Below are 22,348 nucleotides of genomic sequence, written 5' to 3'. Positions count from 1 at the left end.
TTGAATTCGCCCTGATTGTTACGGTACGACAGCATGGACGTCGCGTGCACATAGACGATCGGTCCAGCGTGATAGGGCCTTGGCCGATACGTCGTCATCGCTACCCGCAACGTCTCGCGCACCGTCCGTAGTGCCGGCGGCATCATCGCGTTGTGGCTATTTGGGCGGTGTGCCATGCGTCCATTGCGCATGCGCAAATAATCTACGACATTCGCGAGTCTGTCCTTCACGTAGTGCGTAAGTTGCGCCTTGGGGACGGCGCGCAGCCTGCGCCAGTGCCAGCCGAGGAAGTCACGGTTGTGCCGCAGCCAGGCCCGCCACGGGAGGCAACGCTCGTGCGCATAGGTATCGATCAGGCACAGCAATTCCATTTGCTCGCCGGCGCGGCTTAGCTGTTGCGCAATCTCGACCGCAATCAATCCGCCGAACGAGTAGCCCGCCACCGCGTAGGGTCCCGTCGGCTGCACGCTGCGCATCTGTCCGATGTAGCTGGCCGCGATTTCGTGAACGCGCCGTTGTGCCGGCTGCTCGCCGTCGAGGCCTCGTGCCTGCAGCCCGAACATCGGGCGCGGCGTCTGCATCGCCGCGATGAGCGCCGAGCATTCCATGACGGTGCCGCTCACCCCGTGTACCAGGAAGAGCGGTGTACCCGTGCCTGCTCGTATCGGTACGACCGTCGGCGAAGATTGCGGCACTCCGGGCTCGTCGATTGCCGCGGCGAGGCGCGCAATGGTCGGTGCGATGAATAGTGTCGCGAGCGGCAGCGTGCGCCCCGTCGACTCATTCACACTGGCAAGTAATCTCGCCGCCAGCAACGAATTGCCACCTAGTTGGAAGAAGTTGTCGTCGCGACCGATCGGAGCTATGTCGAACAGTCTTTCCCAATGCGACTGCAAGTGCCGTTCGAGATCCTCCCGGGACTGGCCCACCGGCGCCAGTTCGCGCGTTGCCGAGTTCAGCGCCGGGTGACGCCGAATCGCGTCCAGACACTCGGGATTGCGCAGCGCCGCCGTGTGGCGCACCGGCAGGCCGCTGATCGCGTTGCGTGCGGCCGCTTCCGACGGCTTGCCATTGTGCGTAACCGGCAACGCATCGACGGCGATGATGCGGTCGGGCACGTGCGCCGGAGATGTGCGACGTGCAAGGTCGCGGCGCACACGGGCGGCCAGCGCTGCGTTCAGCTGGAAGCCTTCGCGCAGCACGAGCATCAACACCGTACGCTGATCCGTTGGGGCTGCGTTCGAAGAGCCAGCCGTCATATTGCGCAACGACTGCTGAACGACCATCGCGTCGCGGATTTCCTCGATGTCATCCAGTACGCGATAGATCTCGACCGGCCCGACGTTGAAGCCGCGCACGTTCAGGACGCCATCGGTGCGGCCATGCAGTCTCGCAGTGCCTTGCGGCGAAAACTCGATCAGATCGCCGTGAGTCCAGACGCCCGGATTGCTCGCGAAATAGGCGGCGTGAAAGACGGTGCCGTCCGTGTCGCCGAAGAAGCCGAGTGGACGTGACGGACACGGGTTCGCGCACACCAGTTCGCCGATCCCGTCGACGGACTCGCCCTGCGAGCGGGCCTGAACGTCAAGCGCAAGACTCTTGCATTGGGCTTCGCCTGCGTAGACCGGCAGGTTGGGATTGCCTAGCACAAAGCAGCCGATGATGTCCGTGCCGCCCGAAATCGACTGCAAAGGCAGCGGCTTCACGTGATCACGCACCTAGGTGAACTGTGGGTCGAACAGCACTGCGGCCGTCGACATCATCGCGCGCAGGGCGCTTAGATTGAACTGCCGCCCTGGCATCAGCCCAGCGTCTTCGCTCATCTTCAGATAAGCGGCACTTGTGCCGAACACCGTGGCGCGCTCGTCGGCAACGAGGCGCCATAGCGTATCGACCGTCGAGATCGGGCCATCATAGGTGACGATTTCGACGCCGGACGCAAGCGCCGACAACTGCCAGTTCCACATCATCCATGCGCAGGTGGTATGGAAGTACATCCGGTCGCCGGGCCGCAGATCGCTATGCAGCCGATGCTCCTTCAGGTGTTCCAGCAAAGTGCCGCCCGCACCGTGCACGATGCACTTGGGCTTCCCGGTGGTGCCCGACGAGAACATGACAAAAAGCGGGTGGTTAAACGGGAAGCGCCGCCATTCGAACGATGCGGCGTCGCTGTGCTCGACCAGTTTATCGAGCGAATAGATTCGTTGCTTGACCGCATCTGGTAGGGCGCCATCGTCGAGACGGACAATACATTCCAGCGACGGCAAAGCAGCCGCCAGCTCGCCGATCTTGGTCGCGACCGGTACGCCCGTGTCGAAAGTCTGCGCCGCTGCGTGCGCGAACAGCAGGCGCGGCGAGAGCGGTGTGAAACGATCGAGGAGCGTCTCGACACCCATCTCCGGTGCAGCCGTCGACAGCGTTGCACCGAGCGCGGTGACCGCCAGCGCAGTGACGACCGCTTCAGCGTCGTTGCGCATCACACACACTACGCGATCCCCTTGGCGCAGTCCCAATTCCGTGAGTGCATGCGCGAGACGCGATACGCGATCGCGCAGCTCACCGCGAGTCAGATGCACTCGCCGGCCATCGGCGTGACAGGCTGTCAGCGCAGGTGCCTCGGCCCTTGCTACCGACAAGCTCAAGAGGTTGTCGGCGTAATTCAGTTCGAGTTCCGGGAAGAACTGTGCGTGCTCGCATTCGTCGCCGACGCACACGGGTTCGAGACTGCCGGACCAGTCAAGACCTTCAGACCATTGCACGAAGACTTGCCAGAACGTTCGATATGCCCGTCCCGAGAAATCGTGCAGCGTTTCGTAGCTGTCGAAGATCTGGCCCGTGTGCGCCTGCAAGGCTGCGGTGAACGCGGTCATTTGAGAAGTGGCGGCGCACTCGGGGGTATTGGTGAAAATGGGGGCGCGTTCCGGGATTGCACCGGGGTTAGGCGACGCACAGGGCAATTGCAGGCGATCCATATTTCCTCCATGCAAATGCAGAAAGAGACGGATTTAAGATGCCCGTTTATAGTCAAATTAATGCTATTGAGCCGCCTTCTTTTTCTATTTGCGAAAACGTACTTTTAGAAGTGTTTATTGGGCACCTGAACTTTGATGAAAGCACTGTAACCTGGCACGCCGGAGAACGATGCTAAAAGGTAAATTTGCCAACGCTTTTCGCGTACGTGTTGCTTCAGATCAATCTTCCCGTACGCTCTCAAACGGGCAAGCACGCGGGAAAATGCGCCGGCCATCTGAACCCAATTGATCCCTTTAGCATGGAGGCCCGGATGCAGCGGCTCATAGAAGGTGACGATCACAGGGAGGTGGCGAGGCCAATCCAAAGGCGTCTCAATTGCCCAAAGATAGCGCTGTATGACCATCCCCCCGATTGGGACGCGGTGTAAGCGGGTGTCAACGGGAGATGAAGTGGTGACACAACTGGCTCAAGCACGCGACGAGTCTTGTCCAATTCAATTTTCGGCGCTTGCGCCGCTTCCAGTACGCGAGGTCGAGCGTACTCGCCAAATCTGTCAGCAAACGAATCTGTATTATCCACCGACGAGATCCTTGGATTAACCTAAAAACCGCAGGTAAAAATTCGTTATCCATCACCTTGCGTTTTCCCGGACGGAACGGGTCTAAACTTTGACTTAATGAAACAATGGATGCATCCAATGCGTCGTTGCAGTGAGGAAGACCGATTATGATCGCGTTGGAATAATCTTTGAACTGTTGCTATTATATTGGGTCGTTACGTTATTGACTTTGGCCTGACCCACGAAGAGTTCCTGAGGTGTTAGTGATATCAAAGTCAACTACATGTTCGCGCAGACATCGGCAGGGTGGAGCTTGCCAGAGTGACGAAGAGCGCGGGCTTTCACCAAGGCCAAGGAGGAATTTAGCCAGCTACCTCAAGGACTAAATTAACTGCCGCTGTGCCCGATTCACAACTGAATGGAGACGCAAGTGCTCTGAAGCGAGCAATTAGGGCCGCTGCGGGCATGGCTTTGCCATAGAGGTAGCCTGCAAGTAGTCGATGCCCATGTCCTTCAAAGCGTGCGCCACCGAGGCGGTCTCAACGCCTTCAGCAACCAGACGAAGGTTGAGTGTCTTGGCCGCTCCGACCAACGTTTTGACCACGACTCGCGAAGTCTGGTCGACCTCAATTGCCTGGACGAACGAACGGTCCAGCTTGACCGTCGATATTGGGAAGGACGTCAGGTAGGTCATGTTCGCAAAGCCGGTGCCGTAGCCATCCAACGAGATGCGACCCCCGTGGCCACAATCCGGTGCAGAATACGCTGGGTCTCCTCGACATCTAGCACCATCGCGCCTTCAGTCAATTCCAGTGAGAGCCGCCCGGGATGCACACCCGTTTCGGCGAGCGCGCGCGAGGATGTCTTCGACATCATCGTGCTCGAGCTGGCGTGGACTGACGTTCACGCTCATGAAGAGTTTGTCCAGCCCTGCCTTTTCGAATTGCTGCAACTGCGCGAGTGCTTCGCGTAACGTGAACGAACCCAACTCAATGATAAAGCCACTGCGCTCAGCCACTGGAACGAAGTCTACCGGCGAAACAAAGGTGCCGCTGGGCTGCCGCCACCGCATTAGCGCCTCGCAACCCTTAAGCTCGCCGTCGGGGCTCACCAAGGGTTGGTAGTACACCATGAACTCGCCGTTCCGGTACGCCGCCGCCAAGGCTTCATGCTCGGCCACCGCGCCCTGCGGCTCGTACTTAGCCAGCTTGTCCGTTTTCGACAGGTCAAGCCCGACTATCCAAAGTTTGTGCGAGTCGACGGCCCGAAACACCTTCGCCTGAAACGGCACCCTGCCGCCATTTTTCGCGCGGAACGCCACCATTATTTCCGCCAGTTGGCCCGTGCGGGCGCGGCGAATCGCGTCCCGGAAGCGGGGCGCGCTGCTGACCTCGACGAGCGACACGACGTCGCGCCGCCGTGCGAGGGCGCCGGGCGCCATCATTGCAAATGCTCCTGCGCTGGCTTACTCAATTGCACCCTTTTCGGAGACGAGAAAGGCCGCGTCCGCCGCACACTCCGAGAAGTGACAGTGAACGTTCAGTGCGCCGACACAGGAGCGCTCCACCGAAAGCCGGCCCGCAGCGGGGCACGACCAGATATGAGTACGGTTCACGGGTGGCTTCCGACCGTTGATTTGTCTGACATAACCCATTTCGTCACTGTACCGCACAGAGCGGGGCCAATTCACTGTCCGCCGGCCTGAGTACAACCAACGGCAACGTGGCATCACTGTCGACGTTGAAGTTGGCGGAGCAGGTGTGATTCAGAAAGCGGGCGCTGTTGCCACCCCGGTTGCCGTCGATCACACGCCTACAGACCGAACGCGAACATGTGCCCAGTCTCAGAGCGTTGACGAAGGGCGGTGCGCGGCCAACTGGTCAATTCCCCCTTGTACTCGATGACCCTGTAGCTCGCGGCGAGCGGTTGCAGCGCGAACAGTCCTCTGCCATGCATGGGAGAACGTCGCGCGGGGATGCGGCGCAATCGCATGGTGTCGCCTCCGTCGGGTGCGTCGGTCAGTCAGGGCGATTGGTGGCGCGCGGAACCACATCGCTTTGCCCATTCTCATTGATTGTCCTTTCTGTCAATAGTGCAACTAACGGTCAAGACCCCCATACCACCATGTTCGGGCTTCGCCGCAAGACCCAGCTGACAAAAAGATCACCAAGCCGGGTTGCAGTCGCGCCGGGATGCACGTGGTTAGCACCAGTTAGCGAGACCTGATTGCTCAGGTCGGGCGGCCGAAGCAACGAGAAGGTCGCACGTCACTGCGCGCACGCCTAGCGGTTCATCGACCGTAAGCCGTAGATCTTCTCGACCGCCAGGAGAAACACGATTGGTATCAGCATCTGCACGTACTGATCGCGGCGATGGAAGGATCGAACTGGTTTTGCAAATACGACAGCATGACGACAGGCAGCGTCGTTGTGTTGGCGCTGCCGAAAAAGTAGGACACGCCGAGGTTGTCGAGCGAAATCAGCACCGAGAACAGCGCGCCGGCGAAGACACCCGGCGAGATCAGCGGCAAGGTCACGTGCCAGAAGCGTCGCCAGATGCTTGCGCTCAGCACCGACGCCGCTTCGCCGAAACCGGGGTTCAGGTTCTTGCATGCGGCGATCGTCGTGCGCAGTACATACGGCACTGACACTCACGTGTGCGTGATCAGCAACGCGGCGAACGAATTGCCGATGCCGAGCTCCGACAGGTAGTACAGCGACGACAGCCCGACCACCAGCGGCGGCACCGCGATCGGCGACAGCAGGACCGGCGTCGCCGCATGACCGATGCGTGAGCGCGTGTTCGCAAGCCCGAGGGCGGCCGGCACCGCGAGCATGATCGCGAGCGCGGTCGATGCGCCGGCCAGCAGCAGGCTCGCGATCAGCGAATCGGTGAACGGCTTGTATTCGATGAAACGCCGATACCAGCGTAGCGACAGTCCGCCGACCGGCACCGCGACCGATTCGCCAGTGTGAACGACGCCAGCACGACGATCACGATCGGCGCCAGCAGGAACACGACGAATAGCGCGATATACAGCGCCAGCGCGCCGTTGCCGAGCTTTTCGAACAGTCGGGAGCTAGGTGAGCGTGCTCATCGACCTGCCGCCTTGCCCCGGCCGATCAATCGTCCCTGCGCATACAGGCAGATCAGCACGATGATCAGCAGCAGATTGCCCGTCGCGCTCGCGAGTCCCATGTCCTGCGACTGGCTGAACTGCTGGAAGATCAGAAGCGGCAGCGTCACGCCGCCGCCCAGCAGTAGCGCACAGATGAAACTGCCGTTGACGATCATGAAAACGGTCAGACACCCGGTGATGATCCCCTCGACCGACAGCGGCAGCGTCACCACCACGAACGCGCGTAACGCGCCGGCGCCGAGCACGCGCGCCGACTCTTCCAGACGCTGATCGGCCGAGCGCAGCACCGGGATGATCGACAGCACCATGAACGACACCATCACGTGCACACGATGATCCCCAGCGCGAGCAGCGTGTCGTTGATGAGGCCGTGGCGCGCGCGCAGCACGTTCCAGCCGAACGTGCGCATGATGCGACGTGAGAAGCGGCATGATGAGCACGAACATCAGCGGGCTCGCGAAGCGCGCCGCGCGCCGCGCCATGAACCACGCGACGGGGTAGCCGATCACCAGACACCACAGCGTCGTCAGCACGCTGACCCTCAGCGTTTCGATCATGATGCCCACGTAGTACGGATCGGTGAACAGCTTGTGGTAGTACGCGAACGTGAAGGCGGAATGGGTGCCCTGAATCGCCGAGATGCCGACGCTGCGCATCGCGTTTTCGTAGAGCGGCATGCCGAAGAAGGTCGCCAGCACGAGGAGCGCCGGCGCGCACAGCATCGCGTACGGCGATATCCATCGACGCGTGCGGTGGCTCGCGTGCGGCAGCGTGGCGAGCGTGCTCATCGGGCGTCCCCTTCGCCGGGTTCGCATTCGAGAACGACAAGATCGTCGGGGCCAATCGACACACTCATCGGATGACCCGCGTCGAGGGCCGCTGTGCACGCAGCCTGCTGATAGACGCTGACGGTCTGCCCGAGCGAGGGCGCATCGATGCGGTACGCGTGCTGCGAGCCGCGGAACACCGCGCGGCGACGACCCCATCGAAGCGGATATCGTCGGGACGCGGGTCGCCGACGCGCAGCTTTTCCGGCCGCACCGCGACTTCGCCGCTCGCGCCCGCCGCGAGCGGGCGGTTCAGCGCATGCGCGACGCGACACGTAGGCGTCGCAGCGGAGCGCACGTCGCCGGGTGCGTCGCGGATCGCAATATCGAGCCAGTTGCGTTCGGCGCGCACGACCGAAAACGGCAGGATATTGGCCGCGCCGAGAAACTCCGCGACGAAGCCAGTGCGCGGCCGGTCATACACTTCGTTCGGCGTGCCCGATTGCAGGATGCGCCCGTGATTCATCACGACCACACGGACGCTCATCGTCAGCGCTTCTTCCTGGTCGTGCGTGACCATCTCGCATCGTGATGCCGAGCTTGCTCTGCAGCGACTTGAGTTCGAACTGCATGTTCTCGCGCAGATTCCTGTCGAGCGCGCCGAGCGGCTCGTCGAGCAGCAGCACCGATGGATTCGTCACGATCGCCCGTGCGAGCGCGACGCGCTACTGCTGTCCGCCCGACATCTGCGCGATGCGGCGCTCGCCGTAGCAGATACGGTTCAGCGCGCAGTATGACGCACCTCTCGTCAAGGTGCTAGGTTGAACCGGGCTTGCGCCGCGCGGCTTTCACCCGGTGCGCCAAGCTCTTGCCGAATTTCTCGCACCAGCATCGGATCGTCTCTTAGCTCACGGTCACCCCGCGCTCAAAGAGCAACTCCTCGATATCGCGCAAGTGCTCAACTGAAAGCGGAAATAACAGCGTACCGCGCAACTGATCACTGCGGTGGGAAAACGGTGGCCGTGATAAACCGATTTCGATTTCTTCATCGCACTATCTAACCGGTCACCTCGCTAACCTGACAATGCCTCCGCCTGAGCTGCGTAACTAGTTTCGCAATGGCTCCAGGGGTTTTCACGATTTCGCCTACATACCGCACCTCGCCAGCCGTGTCGGCAACCCGCCACGGCAATCGTTTCCTGATGTACATCCAAGCCCACGTACTTGCTAAACTTGTTCATGACCTATACCCTCAATGCGGCTTTGAGCCGCCGTGTAACCCACCTCAAGCTTAATCCGCGTACCTTGAGTGCGGCAGGTCCATACCTGATGTCTAGGCGAAGTTTTGCGCCTCCTCGAGTAAGATCTCGCGCATCCAGATGCTTGCAGGATCACCATTGTGTAGCGAAGGCCATTGAATTGCTTCGGTAAATGAAGAAAGTGGCAGAGGCACTTCTGCGATCCGCAGAGGGGTTAGTTCTGAAAAGTGCTCGGCCAATCTCAAGGGGAGCGTAGCGATACGGTCGGTACGCGACAGGATGGAAGGGACGACACTGAACGTGGGCACGACAACCTCCTCGCGCCTTTTCAGACCGAGATCGAGCAGGAAAAACTCTTCGATCGAGGGCCTGCGCGCCCGCCCGAACCTCACCGTTACGTGTCCCATCGACATGTACTTCTCCAGCGCAATGCGGTGCGATAGCTGTTTATTTGTCGGACAGCCTACGCAAACGAGCCTCTCCTCAAAAAGAGCTGTCTTGGGATGGGTATCTGCCAGCAGCAACTCCGGCAGGAGCAGAAAATCGACTTCGCCGCGCCCAAGTAGGACACCGGGTTCATCATCTGGGAAAACGAACTCGAAGCTAACAGAGGGCGCCTCCCGCGCAACGCGTTCGACGACCTTCCGGAAATAGACGAGCGTCATAAAATCGGACAGGCAGACCTTGAAGCGGCGATGAGATTTGCTGGGCTGGAACGCGTCGCGCGAAATGATGGAAAGCTGTATGTGCGATAAGGCCTCCCGAACCGGTGCGACGAGTTCCGCCGCCCGCGCTGTTGGGACGAACTCGCGGCCCCTCATGACGAACAGGTCATCTCCGAAATAGTCACGTAGCCGTGCAACGGCAGCGCTCATGGCAGGCTGGCTCAGATTGACGTATTGGGCCGCGGCCGTCAGATTGCGCTCTGTCATGAGCGCATCCAGCGCAACCAGAAGATTGAGATCCAAGCCCTTGAAACGCATATTCAAAAATCCGTCTTATGTGTGACCTAGGTCGGAGCACTCGATAACACTCTTCCGAAGGCCGCAAAGTTGCTGCATTCAAACTTAAGACAATGCTGATCAATTCCACCGCTACCGATTGCCATGCGTTATAGCGTGGACATACAACGGTAAAATGCAGAAACGATGAAGCAACTGACCGTGGCGATGGCGGTCGATCAATCCGCAGGATTCGGAGCGCAGCGCTCACCTACGCGACGCGAACCGGAACATGTCGTTTCTGAAGGTTTGCAAAGTTTACGTTCGCTTTGCCAAATTCAGCCGCATTTACGCTGCTTGTCCCAGCGTAGCCTTAACGTCCGTGTGTGCAACGACCAAGCGAGGCGGAATCTCGGCGCGATTCCGTCAGACAACTGGACCGTCCGAGGCTCCATGCGCGCCTCAATAGCGAATCCGCGATAACGGCCGACGATATGTTTCACTGGTTGACCCCCCCACACGATTTCGCGAGCAAGCATCTTTAGCACGGAATTGCCGGGCTCGCCGAGACCGCTGCGACGATTGCCGCGATCGACCGGTGCCAGGTACCCGGCGTTTTCTTGCCGATCGCCTCAGTGGGCAACGGAGCAACTGCGGCGACCGCAGGTGTCTTCGTGTGCGTCAGCGTCCGTGACCATCGACATCCGGACGTGCACTGAAGCGCGGCTCGTCGATCCATGCGGCGAGCCAGTCATGGAGTTGTCCCCAATCGTCGGCAAGGTCGAGTTCAAGTGCGTGTAATCCGCTGTGACTACCGTCGTCGCCCTTGCCAATGCACGCATAGATTGTCCGTGCGCCATTCCACCAGGCGATCAGGCCATCGTCCCGGCGGGTATCAAGACTCGCAGGTGCGACAGGCGGGCATCGAACTCTTCGAACCTCATCGCTCGCGTCTCAATGCACGGAGCCGAAGAACGCCATCGCGCCTTCGGCTGGCATCAGGCCCGCCCTGAAGTACCCCTCAAGCCGGTCCGCGATCGCTTCGTCGAGCGTGAAGGGCGGATGGATGTAGCCCACATTGAACGCATGGTCGTACCAGTCGCTAAGCCACGCGCGCAATTCGATCACATATTGAGGTAATGTATTCAAAGCGTCGTCGTGCATGCAAGTCTCCCTTGGCTGCGGAACGATCAGGCTGCCTTGCGGCCTATCCCCATCTCCGGTCAGCGCCTGTCCGGCGGAAACACATGCCACAAAAAGAAGAGGGAAAGCGCCCCAGTTGGCCGCTCGATCCGAATGCGCACACGGCACGTTTCGCCCGAGCGGGAGCGTTCCTGCAGCACGCTCGCTGTCCGGTCACGCGTCGAGCAGGCAAGTTTTTCGACCTGAGAGCGTAGCGATGTGTTGCCCGCCATGATTTTCCCGACAATGCATGATGAATTGATGCTACGGTCGATCGATGCGCGCGCCCAATCGGCGGCGGCGGAATGTTGCCTCAGGAAGCGCTGATTTCAGCCGTCAGGGTTTTCCGAATTGGAACAGCGTGAAGGGGTCGCTTCACGAAACGGAAAAAAGCACTTTAGTCTGAGCCAGGGGCGGCGAACCCGATCAAGCACCAGGGTGCTGCGTTGCAGGGAACGTACAAACTAGGTCCGGGATTTCCCGCGAACTAGCGGCCTTCGTCGCGGACGAATGGAATGATGCCCTGTCGGTAAGCGCTGTGATCTCGTCACACGGTCTTGCATGGCGTCCGGCACTTGCTCGCCGCGAAAGGTTGGCTTCATGGGATTCGTGCAATCCGTATGAGTCAGTTGCCCAGTTCGGCGAGTCCATGAACATCGCCCTCGCGCTCGACCAGGCGCAGACACGTGTCCAGCTTCTCGCTGCTGCCGTCAAGCAACCGGTCACCCAAGGCCCGGTCGTTCGACTTGCCCAGCAAGTTATGTAGTACATGGTATGCCACAAGAAGGTGGTACATGGAGCAGCGCAAATCATTCGCTCACCCTGACAGCGACGGGCACGGCGATGCAGATCCGCAATGGCCAGCCCGAGTTTCTCACCGACATACGAAAGCGGTATGCCGTCAGGGGGCGCTTCAGAAAACGGAAATAATCTATGATCGCCCCCGTTTTTGCAACGCTGAATGGATGCATGGTTGGCTTGCGTAAATCTATTCGGCGTCGTTGTGGGGATCGCTCCCCGCGCCACGATGAATTCGCGCCTGACAGTCCTAAAAAGCACGTCGGCTTTGCGGTAAGCCGATATTTTCCACAGGGTGTCCGTCAGGCCGGTGTGCCGTTCATGTCATCAGCTTCAACAGTCGCAAAACCAGGTGGGACGGTTCAAATTGAGGTCTCAGGCCTCAACATGGTGGTGTTTAGAGTGAACGAGGCATGGTGCGCCGACAATGCCCACGCGATACGCGCGAATTTGTTGGCCAGTGCACAAGCGACCACGTTGGAATGCCGCCTAGCAAGCATCGAACGGACCCACTCGGCCAGTGGACCAGCCTTGTTGGAAACCCTGTGCATGTAGGTCCGTGCGCATTGAACGAGGAGTCTACGAATATTCGCGTCCCCCCTCTTGCTGATACCCAGCAGGTTCGTGCGGCCGCCCGTGCTGTATTGTGGGGGCACGAGTCCAATGGACGCTGCGAAGTCCCGACTGCTCGCATACTGCTTGCCGTCGCCGATCTCGGCGGCAAGCACGCTTGCGGTGACAGGACCGACACCCGGAATGGAGAGAAGACGTTGACCTAGATCGTTGTCGGCCAGCTGCATCGCCAGTTCGCGGTCAATCTCTCCGATCCTGATACCAGGATCGTGCACGACATCGACTTCGAGATTGCGCGCGGCGAGGTGCTCGCCTTGATCGGCGAATCGGGCTCGGGCAAGACCACGATCGCGCTGTCGCTGATGGGCCATGCTCGCAGCGGCTGCCGCATCGCGGGCGGCTCGATCCGGGTCGGCGACACCGACGTGCTCGGACTCTCGCCGAATCAGCTCGAGGGATTGTGTGGCCGCAAGGTTGCCTATATCGCGCAAAGCGCGGCGGCCGCGTTCAACCCGGCGCGCTCGATCATGGACCAGGTGATCGAAAGCGCGCTGATTCACGGCACGCTCAGCAAGCGCGCCGCGCAGGCAAAAGCCGTCGAACTGTTCCGCGCGCTCGCGCTGCCGGACCCGCAGAAGATCGGCCAGCGTTACCCGCACCAGGTGTCGGGCGGCCAGTTGCAGCGGCTGATGGCGGCGATGGCGCTGATCACCGACCCCGCCCTCGTGATCCTCGACGAGCCGACCACGGCGCTCGACGTCACGACGCAGATCGACGTGCTGCAAGCGTTTCGCGGCGTGATCCGGCAATGCGGAATGACCGCCGTCTATGTGTCGCACGATCTGGCGGTGGTCGCGCAGATGGCCGATCGGATCGTGGTGCTCAGCAACGGTGAGATTCGCGAAACGGGCCGCACCGAGCAGATTCTGCATGCGCCGGCCCATCCTTATACGCAGAGCCTGATAGCCGCGGTGACGCCAGTCGCTCCCGCTGCATCGACCGCGGCCGCGCTGGACGCGTCGCAATGCAATGCTGGGCCGCTGCTCGAACTGCGCGGGCTGACGGCCGGCTACGGCGGCACCGACGCGCACGGCTGGCCGCACAAGATCATTCTGCGCGACGTCGACCTCGCGATCGGCCGTGGCCAGACGGTGGGCGTGATCGGCGAATCAGGTTCGGGCAAGACCACGCTCGCGAAGGTGATCGCGGGGCTGGTGCCGATGGCGCGCGGCAAGCTGCTGCTCGATGGTGAGCCGCTTGCCGCCAACCTGAACCGTCGCAGCCGCGAACAGTTTCGCTGTATCCAGATCGTGTTCCAGAACGCCGACACGGCGCTCAACCCGACCCATACCGTCGAGCGCACGCTGGCGCGCCCGTTGAAGTTCTATCATGGCATGAAGGGCGAGGCGGCGCGGCGCCGCGTCGCCGAACTGCTTGGCCTCGTGCGCCTGCCTGCCGAACTGGCGCAACGTCGCACCGGGGAGTTGTCGGGCGGGCAAAAACAGCGCGTGAATCTCGCGCGGGCGCTGGCCGCCGAACCGAAGCTGATCCTTTGCGACGAAGTCACTTCCGCGCTCGATACGGTGGTCGGCGCAGCCATTCTCGAACTGCTGCGCGATCTGCAGAAAAAGCTCGGCGTGTCGTATCTGTTCATCACGCACGACATCGCCAAGGTGCGCGCGATCAGCGACGACATCGTCGTGCTGTACGCAGGGCACCGCGTCGAGGCGGGTAACCGCGACGCGTTGTCGGCGCCGCCGTACCACCCGTATTCACATCTGCTGGTGTCGTCCGCGCCGGAACTTCGCGCCGGCTGGCTCGAAGAAGCGGGCGAGCGCTGTCATCAGACGCTGCCACCGATCGGCGAGCCGGCCAATGAGCCGCAGCTATGCACGTTTCTCGCGCGTTGTCCGATGCGCATCGATGGGGTCTGCAACCGCACGCCGCCGGCCGCGCGCACGCTCGAGAGCGGCGCGCAGGTGCTGTGCCATCGCAGCGAAGCGGAACTGCAGCAGTACCAGAACGGACCGCCGGACGGCGCTACTGCGGCTGGTGGGCTCGCGCAGTCCGTCACGCTGCGCGTCTGATGGCCAACTCGCGCTTCGCGATGACGGCATCCGCCGTGTCGAATCGGTGTCGTCGGAGCGGCGCGCATGATTTTGTGGCCCGAGGGGATACGACATGACTGGAATCTTCGACTACACCGCCAGCGGCACGACCGTGGTGATGTCGCGTGCGATCAGGCGGGCCGTGGCTTTTATCGAAAGCTCGTTCGCGCAGCCCGTCAGTCTTGCGACGCTCGCGGCGACGGCGGGCTTGAGTGTGTCGCGCTTTGCGACGCTGTTCCGCAAAGAAGTGGGAATCTCGCCGCATCGTTATGTGTGTTTGGTGCGGATCCAACACGCCAAGCGGCTATTGCGCGACGGCGTCCCGCCGTGTGAGGTCGCGACCGAGGTCGGGTTTTTCGATCAGAGTCACCTTGGCCGACATTTCCGGCGCGCGGTCGGCGTGACGCCGGGGCATTTCGTCGCTTCGCCGGAGGCGGTCAGCGCGTGCGATAAAGCGATCGCGCAACGGCAATTCTGTCGGTCAGTGGAATCGCGGGCCGTCTCGAACTTGTGCAACCTACGACGTCACAAGGCTAAGCCGACCCAGTTAGACCGGTTGAGCATGGTGGACCTCGCGTTCGACCCCATACTGGTCTCACTATCTGTACGAAGCGCTGGGGCGATGCCTCCCCTGCTAGCCCAAGCCATTGAATCGTCTGGGAGATTGCCTGGCTGGCCGCACTACACGCGCATTTTCGCACGGCTCGCCTGTGTGTCGACCGAATCGAAACGAAGTGAGCGCAACGGGAATTTGATGAGGAGCATTCAGCGGGACAGCCTATACCTGTAACAGGAACTCGTCCTCGGTCGCCGTCGCCACAGACGGAAACCGGTGTCTCATGGGCGCGAGAAATCTGCCAGCGTCAGCTCAATTCCTGCTGCGGGATGGGCAAGCAACTTTCGTTCGGCTATCGCCTGGATGCGGCCGTACCATCGCGAAGGTTTGAGGATGCGCGCGTCGCCTGCGCGCGGCTCGAGGCACAAATACGCTTGCAGCGCCGTAATCGTGATCATGCATTCGATCGCGCGGTTCTGGAAGGCAGAGAAAATGCCATGCCGAGGCGACTGGCGAGCACCTGCGGTTCAAGTTCGACGGTTGCCATTGGTGACGAGTACGGCTGCACGGGTTACAAATTCGTTAGACTGCGTCACCTTATTAACCACTAACGAATTCGATCGACCAATTTTATTGGATCGTTTCCTGTTTCCGAGACCGCCGACGTTACATATCTAAAAGGCCGCTTTGCCGGTTTCAAGGCACCGCGCCACTTTCCGGCGGTCTCTACTGTTCCTGACTCTTCCACATAGCGGTGGTTATTGTCGCCGGTCCTTCCTCTCATGCCGAACCACGCGTTCCAGCGTCGACAAGCCCAAGATCAGAGTGTTCGAGTTCGACTCGACAAAAATGGAAGGTTTCCCGCGTTTTTAGCCAGCAGAGCTCTTTGTTCTCTTCGCTGTGAAAGTACCGATAGAGGAACTCAGCGAACACAAGGAACGCTACGTTAGGACGCAGCGAGGAATCGCAGTCAGAGTCACATCCATGAAGCTCCTCAGAATGCCAGAGTTGCAAGTCCCGCGATCACGTCAAAGCCAATAAAAAGGCCGCCGACCGGAGTGTAACCGATGTCGAGTCTCTGATTCTTTCATGGATTTTTTGAACATGTCGTTGTGGCCCCGCTCAAAAGGTTTGTCTGCTTTCGCTGCCGAACGATAGCAGCAGACAGGACCAGTCGTTCCACTTGCACCACTGTCTGAATTCCCGGCGCCCCCTATCGGTAGCGACACAAACTGTCGGAATTGTCCGGTTTGTTTGTTGATGCTATCGGTGAATGGGCTTTAAGGGCTTTCGAGCTTCTACTTGCTATTGGCGTTGGCTTGTTGGCATAGATTTAGCAATTGAGTATGTGGTTAGGCTAATCTTGTGGGAGTGGGGCTATGCGTAAGTAATCCAGCTGCTAGGCTCATCCAATGTCGGCGTGCCCCTGTATTTGCGCAAATTGATAATTGGCGCCGCTATGTGAAAAAGGCCGCCTCAGTTTTGAGTGCATTTATGCGATTTTTAGATAAAATTGATTGTGCTTAATATGTGGCAACTTCGCTTAATAAGCAAAGGGGCATCAGGATCGCGAATTTCGTTTTGAGATGACGCGATATAACGGTGGAGTTTTGATGAAAAAAGTCATGAAGGTCATTTTAATTTCGTGGTGTTTTTCGACCTGTTCATTTTTATATGCTGCCGAATTCAGGGTCGATTTTAGTTCCCCGCAAAAATATGTTCAATCGTTGGGTGCAATTAGAACTGCAATGGGCGATGCGATGTCGCTCGCGAATATCCCTGGCAATAAAATTTTGTATCAATTAAGGCCCGATGCGTCAAATATTGTAGAGGGGATTACCATTGAAATAATTGGAGTTGGTCCCAATGACCCATCCTCAAATACAGATGTTAGGTTTGTGATGAACCCATCCGATTTGTACCTGGCAGGGTTTATCGTTGCGCGTATATTTTACCGATTTTCTGATTTTTCGGATACAGCCAGCGGAAGAGTACAGGTGAATGCGCCACGGCGTTTGGCAGATTTCACGGTAAATATGACAGGAGATTCTAGCTATCTCTCGTTGGCAAGGAGTGCCGGAGTAAGCGCGGATAGAACAGATTTGTCAATCGATAGATATTCACTGATGAAGGGGTATAGGAACCTAATGAATCATGTTTCTTTGACTAGTGCGATAAACGGAGCGGAGGCAAGGGCCTTGCTATCGTACGCAACAGTGCTATCAGAGGCGGTAAGGTTTCGTAGTATCCAAGGGAGTTTTGCATCGACTGCATTAGGCGATGATGCTTTCACTCCATATCGATTGAGTCTCGAAGATTCAAATAGAACTACGCGGTGGGATCGGCTAAGCGATGAGATACGTAAGGTTCAGTACGGCGCAATAAAAATTGCTACGCATGGCGTGGCCCCGATCTTACTAACAAACGTCAGAGACGTTTTCGGAATGACGACCAGCACGGGCAAGAAGATCGTATCAAAGACTCCATCCCTTCCATATAACGATTGTGTTCAGGGTAATATCGGGCGGTGTAATATGGGATTCTGATTGTCTTTCGCGTGTTCTTGCGTAGTCGCGATTTGTTTGAATTCGGTAGATGGGGGCGCCTGTCGGGCTTTTGCGTGGTGATTTTTAATGGGCAGTTAACTTTGAATTTTTACTAGGATGTGCGAAATGTGGGCCAAAAAATATGTTCTTTGTATTTCGATGGCAGGTGTGATGTTGCCATCTGGTTTGGTATTTGGCGGGGGATATTATCATGAGGGGTATATTTCTAGTCCAAAAGTAAATCTTCAGGGTGGGGAGTGTGAGATTGGCCTCGCAGGCTATCAATCTTCCTCCCGTTTCAATGGGGGAAATGGTCGTGCGACGCAAGTATTCGTCACCCTATGCTAGATATCGCCAGGCACGCTCACGCAATCGAATCGAGGGTCAATGTGACATATGCAGGGCGTGGGACCTATTCGAAGCCCATTTATTCGAATTTTGGAAAACCATAGTAGCGCACGGCATCAGACCGGTAATGCCGCACCTTGGATCGCCCGGCGCGGACTTTGTCAAATTGAAGGTCGAGTCCATTAGATCGGCAGGATGAAGAAGAGTCAATCGTCTTCCAAGGTTGCGCTTCCCGGCCGCGGTGATCGGCTCCGCGGTACGCTGTATCACCGCTTCAATCTGAGCCTGCGCGAGGTCGAGGCGCTACGTATCTGTAAGCGATGCCTCACCCTTGCAATTACCCGCACCCATTAGCGGGTAGGTGTCACGCGACCAGTACTTACCATGGCCGCGTGAGGCCAGCCTCAACTTCATCCCGATCGCAGCAGCCGAGTGCCTCCGTTTCTTCGATTCGGTGGCTGCGACGGATCGCGCCACATACCCATAAGGATCAAGCGAGACTGCCGTCGCCTTGGCGGCCCCATGTCGCCCCAAAAGAACGTTGGCACCTTCGCGCAGTGACGGGTCTTGGATTTCAGCTTGAACGACGCCTGGAAGAAGTTGATGTAGAGCGGCGAGACCTGCTAAAGGGGGCAAGGATTTCCGTGGCCCTCCAGGCCTCGGCGCCTTCCGTAGCCGACCAAGCGGTGAACGATAGCGCCATTTTTCTGCTAGACCCACGCCTCGTAGTTCTTCTTGTATGCACGCGACCGAGTAAGCTCGATACCCGTTGGTTTGCAGAAGTAGCACACCGTCTCGTTCATGAAGGCGCTATCGTTGTCGCAATCTAGACCGCGCAGGGGAAACGGCAATGCACTGCGGACCTGCCTAATATGCTCCAGAACGAATGCGCCTCTGCGACACGGCCTGACCAGGCATTCGGTCCATCCCGTCGCGATATCAGTCATCACAAGCGTGTGCACGAGCTCGCTGTCGACCTTGCCGCCACCACAATGCGGCACGAACTCGATCTCGAAATAACCGGATAGATGACCTGCGACCGGACTCCGCTTTCTCACGTTCGCAGACACCCCACGGACGGCGCTGCCGGCACCGAATTGTAGCCTGTCCTCCATCAGAATATCGCTGCTGCTTGTTTCCCAAAGGCGGCACGGAGAGAGCAAGAATGATTGAGAGATTTTCTGGGGAGACGGGCAAACGCCTGCGTGTTGAAGCGTTCACGGGCCAGAAGCTCGTCGGCGGCGACAAAGATCTGGCCGCGGAGTTGGCCGACATGGCCGAACTGATTCAGGTCAAGACTTGCGACGTTATCATCCAGCAGGACGCCACCGACAACGACGTGTATTTCATCATCACCGGCGCGTTCGACATCGTCGTCAACCCTACGCCGATCCGCCGGCGGTTCCCCGGCGATTCGGTCGGAGAGATGGCAGCCGTTGAGCCGATCCAGAAATGGTCTGTGACGGTTCGTGAGGCAGAGGATGCCCTTGTCGCGAAAATCACGGAACAGCAACTGAGCGAGCTCGGCAGCTGCTATTGCAGACCTCTGACGCCGGATGGCAAAAGAACTCTGGAAACGCCTGATCGGGGCGCAACCAGATCGTAAACGCGAAGTGCGACAAAATCCGCGTTTTCGTGATTTCGAGCGCTGAGGCGCTTGATGTCTCGCACCTGCTGCAATCCATGTTCGCACACGACAAGTTCCTGACCGTGCCATGGAACCAGGGGGTGTTCGAGGTCGCAAACCATACGCGCGACGATATCGAACGTGAGCTGGTTTAGTGCGATTTCGCGGTGGCGATCGCACATGGCGACGACGTCACCAATGCCCGCGTCACTGAATGGTCGGCGCCCGCGCGATAACGTCGGTTTCGAGCTTGGCCTATTCATGGGACGCCTCAGCCGCAAGCGCGCAATCTTGATGGAACCGCGCGGCGAGGGCGTCCAGCTTCCGAGCGACATGGCCGGCGTGACGACGATCCGCTACGTCTACGGCGAAAAGAACGGTACAGAGGCGAAGTTTGGCCCGGCTGCGACTGCGTTCCGCAAGCATATCATCAGCCTTGGAACGATTTCCTAAATATTCCCGAAAATCGATCTCGAAGCCGAAGGTGGGTCGTGCCATGGCCAACTTAGTATTCGACTTACCTTGGGGGCAAACAAGTGGGGAATATCAATGGCTCTGACCGACGATTTGAAGAAATGGGTCGGTGAAACGTTCACTGGAGAGTACTGGTATCCCTAACCCCGAGGATTCGCGTCTCAACTCTAGCCACGCGAAAGACCTTTACGCGGACTTGGACCGACATGGTGAACACCATGAAATGGGAGTTCAGCGCACAAATTTATAAGACCTTTTTGAAGTGCGCTTCCGACATCATCAGGAATGAAAGGGGGGTGATTACTGCCTATAACGGAGACCCAGCAATGGTAGTCTTTACCGGCGACTCTAAGAATACGTCCGCAGCCGGATGTGCGCTAAAATTTCCGCTACCGTCCTCGACATTACAACTCGCATCACCGCCGATGTCTACAACATGTTGGCTGACCAGTCGAAGTAGACGAATGGCGTTGACATGTGGGCTCCAGAGTATTGGGGGGACATGGGAGTCTGGACATACACATCGACGTGTAAAGGGCAGTCCAGCCATTGCTAGCATGTCATGGTTGGCACGTGCCATACGGGCAATTTCAATTTTTGGTATTTCTGGTCTCAGGAAACGGGCCGAATCTCACCAATTCCTTTTCTCTGCAACGGCGCTTTTGATCAGATCACGATGATTTTTGCACAGGTTATGCATTTCGGATGCGCCGACCGGCTGCTTTCGCTTCGCGCTAGCGCAAACTTTGGTTGGAGTTAAATTCTCGAAACGCTCAAGCTACATTGTGCCTACGCATCGCACCAAGCGGCGTCGCGCGACCACACGACACACGCGGCATAACCGTTCAGGGCACGAAGCCAAACTGCGTCGAGATTCGCAATCAGGTCGCGATTGCACACACTCTCCTCGGAAACTACGATGCTTGGCTCGTGCTGCCCGTCGCCAAGGACAGAAAACCATGTCATGCCTCCTCCGATGCCGACGCCACGCGCCTTCAACACCGCTTCCTTTGCCGTCCATACGTCATAAAATGCGTCGGTTCGTCTGTGCATCGGCAATGCGGTTACGTGTGCTTCGTCGCGCGGCGCAAACACCGCTGACGCGAGTTTCCTCCAGTTGAGGTCATTGCGAGCAAATTCGATATCTACACCAACCGTCCGTCGCCGCGCAATTGCGACCAGACCATACTGCTCAGAATGCGAAACGTTGAAGTCGAGTTGCCGACCGGGGCCCCCTTGTATCGACTTATCGAGACGCGGTCGACCACCGGTGTCTAGCTCGAAACGCAATTCACTTGCCTTCAAATCTGTTCGTTCGGCCAGCAACTGACGCAGCACGACGCGCGTGATGGCACAACGCAGCGCATCGTCGCGGCGTCGGAAGCGCGCGACCTTTTCACGCTCATCGTCCGAGAGTGGAGCGAATGCGGGACAGTCGAGCGTCGCGCGAAAATCGAAGGTGATGAAAAAGATCTCAATATCTGCTGCCGAAGCACGTGGTACAGCGAGCTCGCGCACATCGAAAGCCGACGTTGCTGGGACAGTCATCAATTCGCTCCGATAGTGACGGTACTCTTGACGAGCGAAGCCGCGCCGCAGCGCCGACATGTGATTCGCGATATTTTCAACGCGCTGCGCTGGATGGTGCTGGCCGGTGCATCTTGGCGCATGCTCTCGACCAGTTTCCCGCCGTACGAAATGTGCGAGTGCACCGATTGCAATCCGTCGCGCGCGGCGATTGGGGGCCGTGCCAGCTGTTCGCTGCGAGAACCCAATACGTCAATGACGCTCTCTGGATGATAACGGATCCACGCCCATGCCGTCTCGATCCGTAGTGCCCGCACTCTCCGATTGCCTTGATTGCTGATGGCCTTGGCGACCTGGCTCTCACCACTGTCACGAGGCTCAAACCGCCGCCAGAACAGTTCCAGTGCCAGTCGCGAGCCACCAACGGCCCCAATGCCACTCAGGCGTTTGAGGCGATCGATTCGCTTCCGCTCGGCTTCGGGAGGCTCCCGAGCGTCTCCTTTTCCAGTGTCGCCAGTTACTGCTTAAGGAGCACCAGTTGTTCGCATTCGCGCAACAGCCGTCGCTGAAGTTCCAGTGGTAGTGGCGTACCGTCGTGGCACCGTACCTCGCCGCGTGCACAGACGTGCGGTGAACTTCCGGCTGTCGACTCGACCCCAGTAACCGAGGGGGACCAGTAGCTTGCACGTGCGCCGCCGGTGTTGTGGGACTTCCCTCTGCAGTTGCCCACGGTCGCGTATGACGTTGCACGACGTCTCATCGGGCAGCAACGGCACACGGATCGCGTGCACGCGATCCCGTTTACCATGCGGCCAACACACGCAGGTTGATGGCCAGCACGATTATGAAGCGCCCCGGGTTTTCCGGAGACTCCACTTCTTGAGAAAATGGAGCTATGGAAAACACGAAGAAGAAGTCCCCGAGGTACTCGCCGGAAGTTCGTGAGCGGGCTGTGCGAATGGTACTGGAAC

General features: G+C 58.8%; 15 protein-coding genes and 8 pseudogenes. 6 read left to right on the top strand and 17 right to left on the bottom strand.

Going from position 1 to position 22,348, the window contains the following annotated elements; all coding sequences use genetic code 11:
• Positions 1–38: 38 nt before the first annotated feature.
• The 8 genes and pseudogenes from VSR82_RS36970 to VSR82_RS36935 form a co-directional block, all read right to left on the bottom strand.
• Positions 39–2,972 (bottom strand): annotated as a pseudogene (locus VSR82_RS36970) (acetoacetate--CoA ligase); the annotation flags it as partial.
• A 104-nt stretch (positions 2,973–3,076) separates the two neighbouring features.
• Positions 3,077–3,313 (bottom strand): hypothetical protein, encoded by a 237-nt coding sequence (locus VSR82_RS36965; RefSeq protein WP_498858629.1) that lies wholly within the window; start codon positions 3,311–3,313, stop codon positions 3,077–3,079.
• Between the two features lie 667 nt (positions 3,314–3,980).
• A pseudogene (locus VSR82_RS36960) lies at positions 3,981–4,856 on the bottom strand (EAL domain-containing protein).
• A 421-nt stretch (positions 4,857–5,277) separates the two neighbouring features.
• Positions 5,278–5,524: pseudogene (locus tag VSR82_RS36955) on the bottom strand (SET domain-containing protein-lysine N-methyltransferase); the annotation flags it as partial.
• Positions 5,525–5,876: 352 nt separating this feature from the next.
• On the bottom strand, positions 5,877–6,176 hold the full coding sequence (locus tag VSR82_RS36950) for an ABC transporter permease (RefSeq protein WP_410852774.1): 300 nt from the start codon (positions 6,174–6,176) through the stop codon (positions 5,877–5,879).
• A 6-nt stretch (positions 6,177–6,182) separates the two neighbouring features.
• Positions 6,183–6,485: an ABC transporter permease gene (locus VSR82_RS36945; protein ID WP_429464277.1), complete on the bottom strand. Its 303-nt coding sequence runs from the start codon at positions 6,483–6,485 to the stop codon at positions 6,183–6,185.
• Between the two features lie 140 nt (positions 6,486–6,625).
• Positions 6,626–7,459 (bottom strand): ABC transporter permease, encoded by an 834-nt coding sequence (locus tag VSR82_RS36940; RefSeq protein WP_429464278.1) that lies wholly within the window; start codon positions 7,457–7,459, stop codon positions 6,626–6,628.
• Between the two features lie 64 nt (positions 7,460–7,523).
• On the bottom strand, positions 7,524–8,018 hold the full coding sequence (locus VSR82_RS36935) for an ATP-binding cassette domain-containing protein (protein WP_410852771.1): 495 nt from the start codon (positions 8,016–8,018) through the stop codon (positions 7,524–7,526).
• A gap of 50 nt (positions 8,019–8,068) precedes the next feature.
• Between VSR82_RS36935 and VSR82_RS36930 the strand changes: the two genes are divergently transcribed.
• A complete protein-coding gene (locus VSR82_RS36930) occupies positions 8,069–8,209 on the top strand; it encodes a hypothetical protein (protein ID WP_410852770.1) in 141 nt (46 codons plus the stop codon).
• Here the strand turns inward: VSR82_RS36930 and VSR82_RS36925 are convergent.
• The 7 genes and pseudogenes from VSR82_RS36925 to VSR82_RS36895 all read right to left on the bottom strand — a co-directional run.
• Positions 8,191–8,487: pseudogene (locus VSR82_RS36925) on the bottom strand (IS6 family transposase); the annotation flags it as partial. The gene VSR82_RS36930 and the pseudogene VSR82_RS36925 sit on opposite strands and share 19 nt — an antisense overlap.
• 23 nt (positions 8,488–8,510) lie before the next feature.
• Positions 8,511–8,679 (bottom strand): annotated as a pseudogene (locus VSR82_RS36920) (IS110 family transposase); the annotation flags it as partial.
• A 92-nt stretch (positions 8,680–8,771) separates the two neighbouring features.
• Positions 8,772–9,680, bottom strand: coding sequence for a LysR family transcriptional regulator (locus VSR82_RS36915; protein WP_410852768.1), 909 nt, complete (start codon positions 9,678–9,680; stop codon positions 8,772–8,774).
• 912 nt (positions 9,681–10,592) lie between these two features.
• Positions 10,593–10,802, bottom strand: coding sequence for a hypothetical protein (locus tag VSR82_RS36910; RefSeq protein WP_410852767.1), 210 nt, complete (start codon positions 10,800–10,802; stop codon positions 10,593–10,595).
• Positions 10,803–10,861: 59 nt separating this feature from the next.
• Positions 10,862–11,053 (bottom strand): hypothetical protein, encoded by a 192-nt coding sequence (locus VSR82_RS36905; RefSeq protein WP_429464283.1) that lies wholly within the window; start codon positions 11,051–11,053, stop codon positions 10,862–10,864.
• A 392-nt stretch (positions 11,054–11,445) separates the two neighbouring features.
• Positions 11,446–11,616, bottom strand: coding sequence for a hypothetical protein (locus tag VSR82_RS36900; protein WP_018436446.1), 171 nt, complete (start codon positions 11,614–11,616; stop codon positions 11,446–11,448).
• 364 nt (positions 11,617–11,980) lie between these two features.
• A complete protein-coding gene (locus tag VSR82_RS36895) occupies positions 11,981–13,123 on the bottom strand; it encodes an IS110 family RNA-guided transposase (RefSeq protein WP_498858628.1) in 1,143 nt (380 codons plus the stop codon).
• Between VSR82_RS36895 and VSR82_RS36890 the strand changes: the two genes are divergently transcribed.
• The gene (locus VSR82_RS36890; RefSeq protein WP_498858627.1) at positions 13,007–14,278 is read left to right on the top strand and encodes an ABC transporter ATP-binding protein; all 1,272 of its coding nucleotides are present in this window, start codon (positions 13,007–13,009) and stop codon (positions 14,276–14,278) included. The two genes, VSR82_RS36895 and VSR82_RS36890, sit on opposite strands and share 117 nt — an antisense overlap.
• 94 nt (positions 14,279–14,372) lie before the next feature.
• Positions 14,373–14,729, top strand: a pseudogene (locus VSR82_RS36885) (helix-turn-helix domain-containing protein); the annotation flags it as partial.
• A 407-nt stretch (positions 14,730–15,136) separates the two neighbouring features.
• On the opposite strand, the pseudogene VSR82_RS36880 reads toward VSR82_RS36885, so the two are convergent.
• Positions 15,137–15,402 (bottom strand): annotated as a pseudogene (locus VSR82_RS36880) (DUF1488 family protein).
• Positions 15,403–16,468: 1,066 nt separating this feature from the next.
• Between VSR82_RS36880 and VSR82_RS36875 the strand changes: the two are divergent.
• The 3 genes and pseudogenes from VSR82_RS36875 to pycTIR all read left to right on the top strand — a co-directional run bounded on the left by VSR82_RS36875 (position 16,469) and on the right by pycTIR (position 19,829).
• Positions 16,469–17,401, top strand: coding sequence for a ribosome-inactivating family protein (locus VSR82_RS36875; protein ID WP_429464289.1), 933 nt, complete (start codon positions 16,469–16,471; stop codon positions 17,399–17,401).
• Positions 17,402–17,527: 126 nt separating this feature from the next.
• Positions 17,528–17,749, top strand: a complete 222-nt coding sequence (locus tag VSR82_RS36870; protein ID WP_429464291.1) for a hypothetical protein — start codon at positions 17,528–17,530, stop codon at positions 17,747–17,749.
• 1,165 nt (positions 17,750–18,914) lie between these two features.
• Positions 18,915–19,829 (top strand): annotated as a pseudogene (gene pycTIR, locus VSR82_RS36865) (Pycsar phage resistance system effector protein PycTIR).
• A gap of 810 nt (positions 19,830–20,639) precedes the next feature.
• Here pycTIR and VSR82_RS36860 read toward each other — a convergent pair.
• On the bottom strand, positions 20,640–21,458 hold the full coding sequence (locus tag VSR82_RS36860; RefSeq protein WP_018435701.1) for a 4'-phosphopantetheinyl transferase superfamily protein: 819 nt from the start codon (positions 21,456–21,458) through the stop codon (positions 20,640–20,642).
• Positions 21,459–22,348 lie beyond the last annotated feature (890 nt).

The organism is Burkholderia sp. JPY481, from assembly GCF_038900515.1.
Classification (GTDB): domain Bacteria; phylum Pseudomonadota; class Gammaproteobacteria; order Burkholderiales; family Burkholderiaceae; genus Paraburkholderia; species Paraburkholderia youngii.
The sequence above is the reverse complement of the archived record's forward strand: the minus strand, read 5'-3'. Positions and strand labels throughout refer to the sequence as shown.

What these genes read in the sequence shown, in the direction of transcription:
- VSR82_RS36940 (WP_429464278.1), bottom strand. Translation starts at nt 7,459, where the DNA reads ATGAGCACGCTCGCCACGCTGCCGCACGCGAGCCACCGCACGCGTCGA.
- VSR82_RS36935 (WP_410852771.1), bottom strand. Translation starts at nt 8,018, where the DNA reads ATGGTCACGCACGACCAGGAAGAAGCGCTGACGATGAGCGTCCGTGTG.
- VSR82_RS36930 (WP_410852770.1), top strand. Translation starts at nt 8,069, where the DNA reads ATGTTCTCGCGCAGATTCCTGTCGAGCGCGCCGAGCGGCTCGTCGAGC.
- VSR82_RS36915 (WP_410852768.1), bottom strand. Translation starts at nt 9,680, where the DNA reads ATGCGTTTCAAGGGCTTGGATCTCAATCTTCTGGTTGCGCTGGATGCG.
- VSR82_RS36910 (WP_410852767.1), bottom strand. Translation starts at nt 10,802, where the DNA reads ATGCACGACGACGCTTTGAATACATTACCTCAATATGTGATCGAATTG.
- VSR82_RS36905 (WP_429464283.1), bottom strand. Translation starts at nt 11,053, where the DNA reads ATGGCGGGCAACACATCGCTACGCTCTCAGGTCGAAAAACTTGCCTGC.
- VSR82_RS36900 (WP_018436446.1), bottom strand. Translation starts at nt 11,616, where the DNA reads ATGTACCACCTTCTTGTGGCATACCATGTACTACATAACTTGCTGGGC.
- VSR82_RS36890 (WP_498858627.1), top strand. Translation starts at nt 13,007, where the DNA reads ATGACCGCCGTCTATGTGTCGCACGATCTGGCGGTGGTCGCGCAGATG.
- VSR82_RS36895 (WP_498858628.1), bottom strand. Translation starts at nt 13,123, where the DNA reads ATGCAGAATCTGCTCGGTGCGGCCCGTTTCGCGAATCTCACCGTTGCT.
- VSR82_RS36875 (WP_429464289.1), top strand. Translation starts at nt 16,469, where the DNA reads ATGAAAAAAGTCATGAAGGTCATTTTAATTTCGTGGTGTTTTTCGACC.
- VSR82_RS36870 (WP_429464291.1), top strand. Translation starts at nt 17,528, where the DNA reads ATGTGGGCCAAAAAATATGTTCTTTGTATTTCGATGGCAGGTGTGATG.
- VSR82_RS36860 (WP_018435701.1), bottom strand. Translation starts at nt 21,458, where the DNA reads ATGTCGGCGCTGCGGCGCGGCTTCGCTCGTCAAGAGTACCGTCACTAT.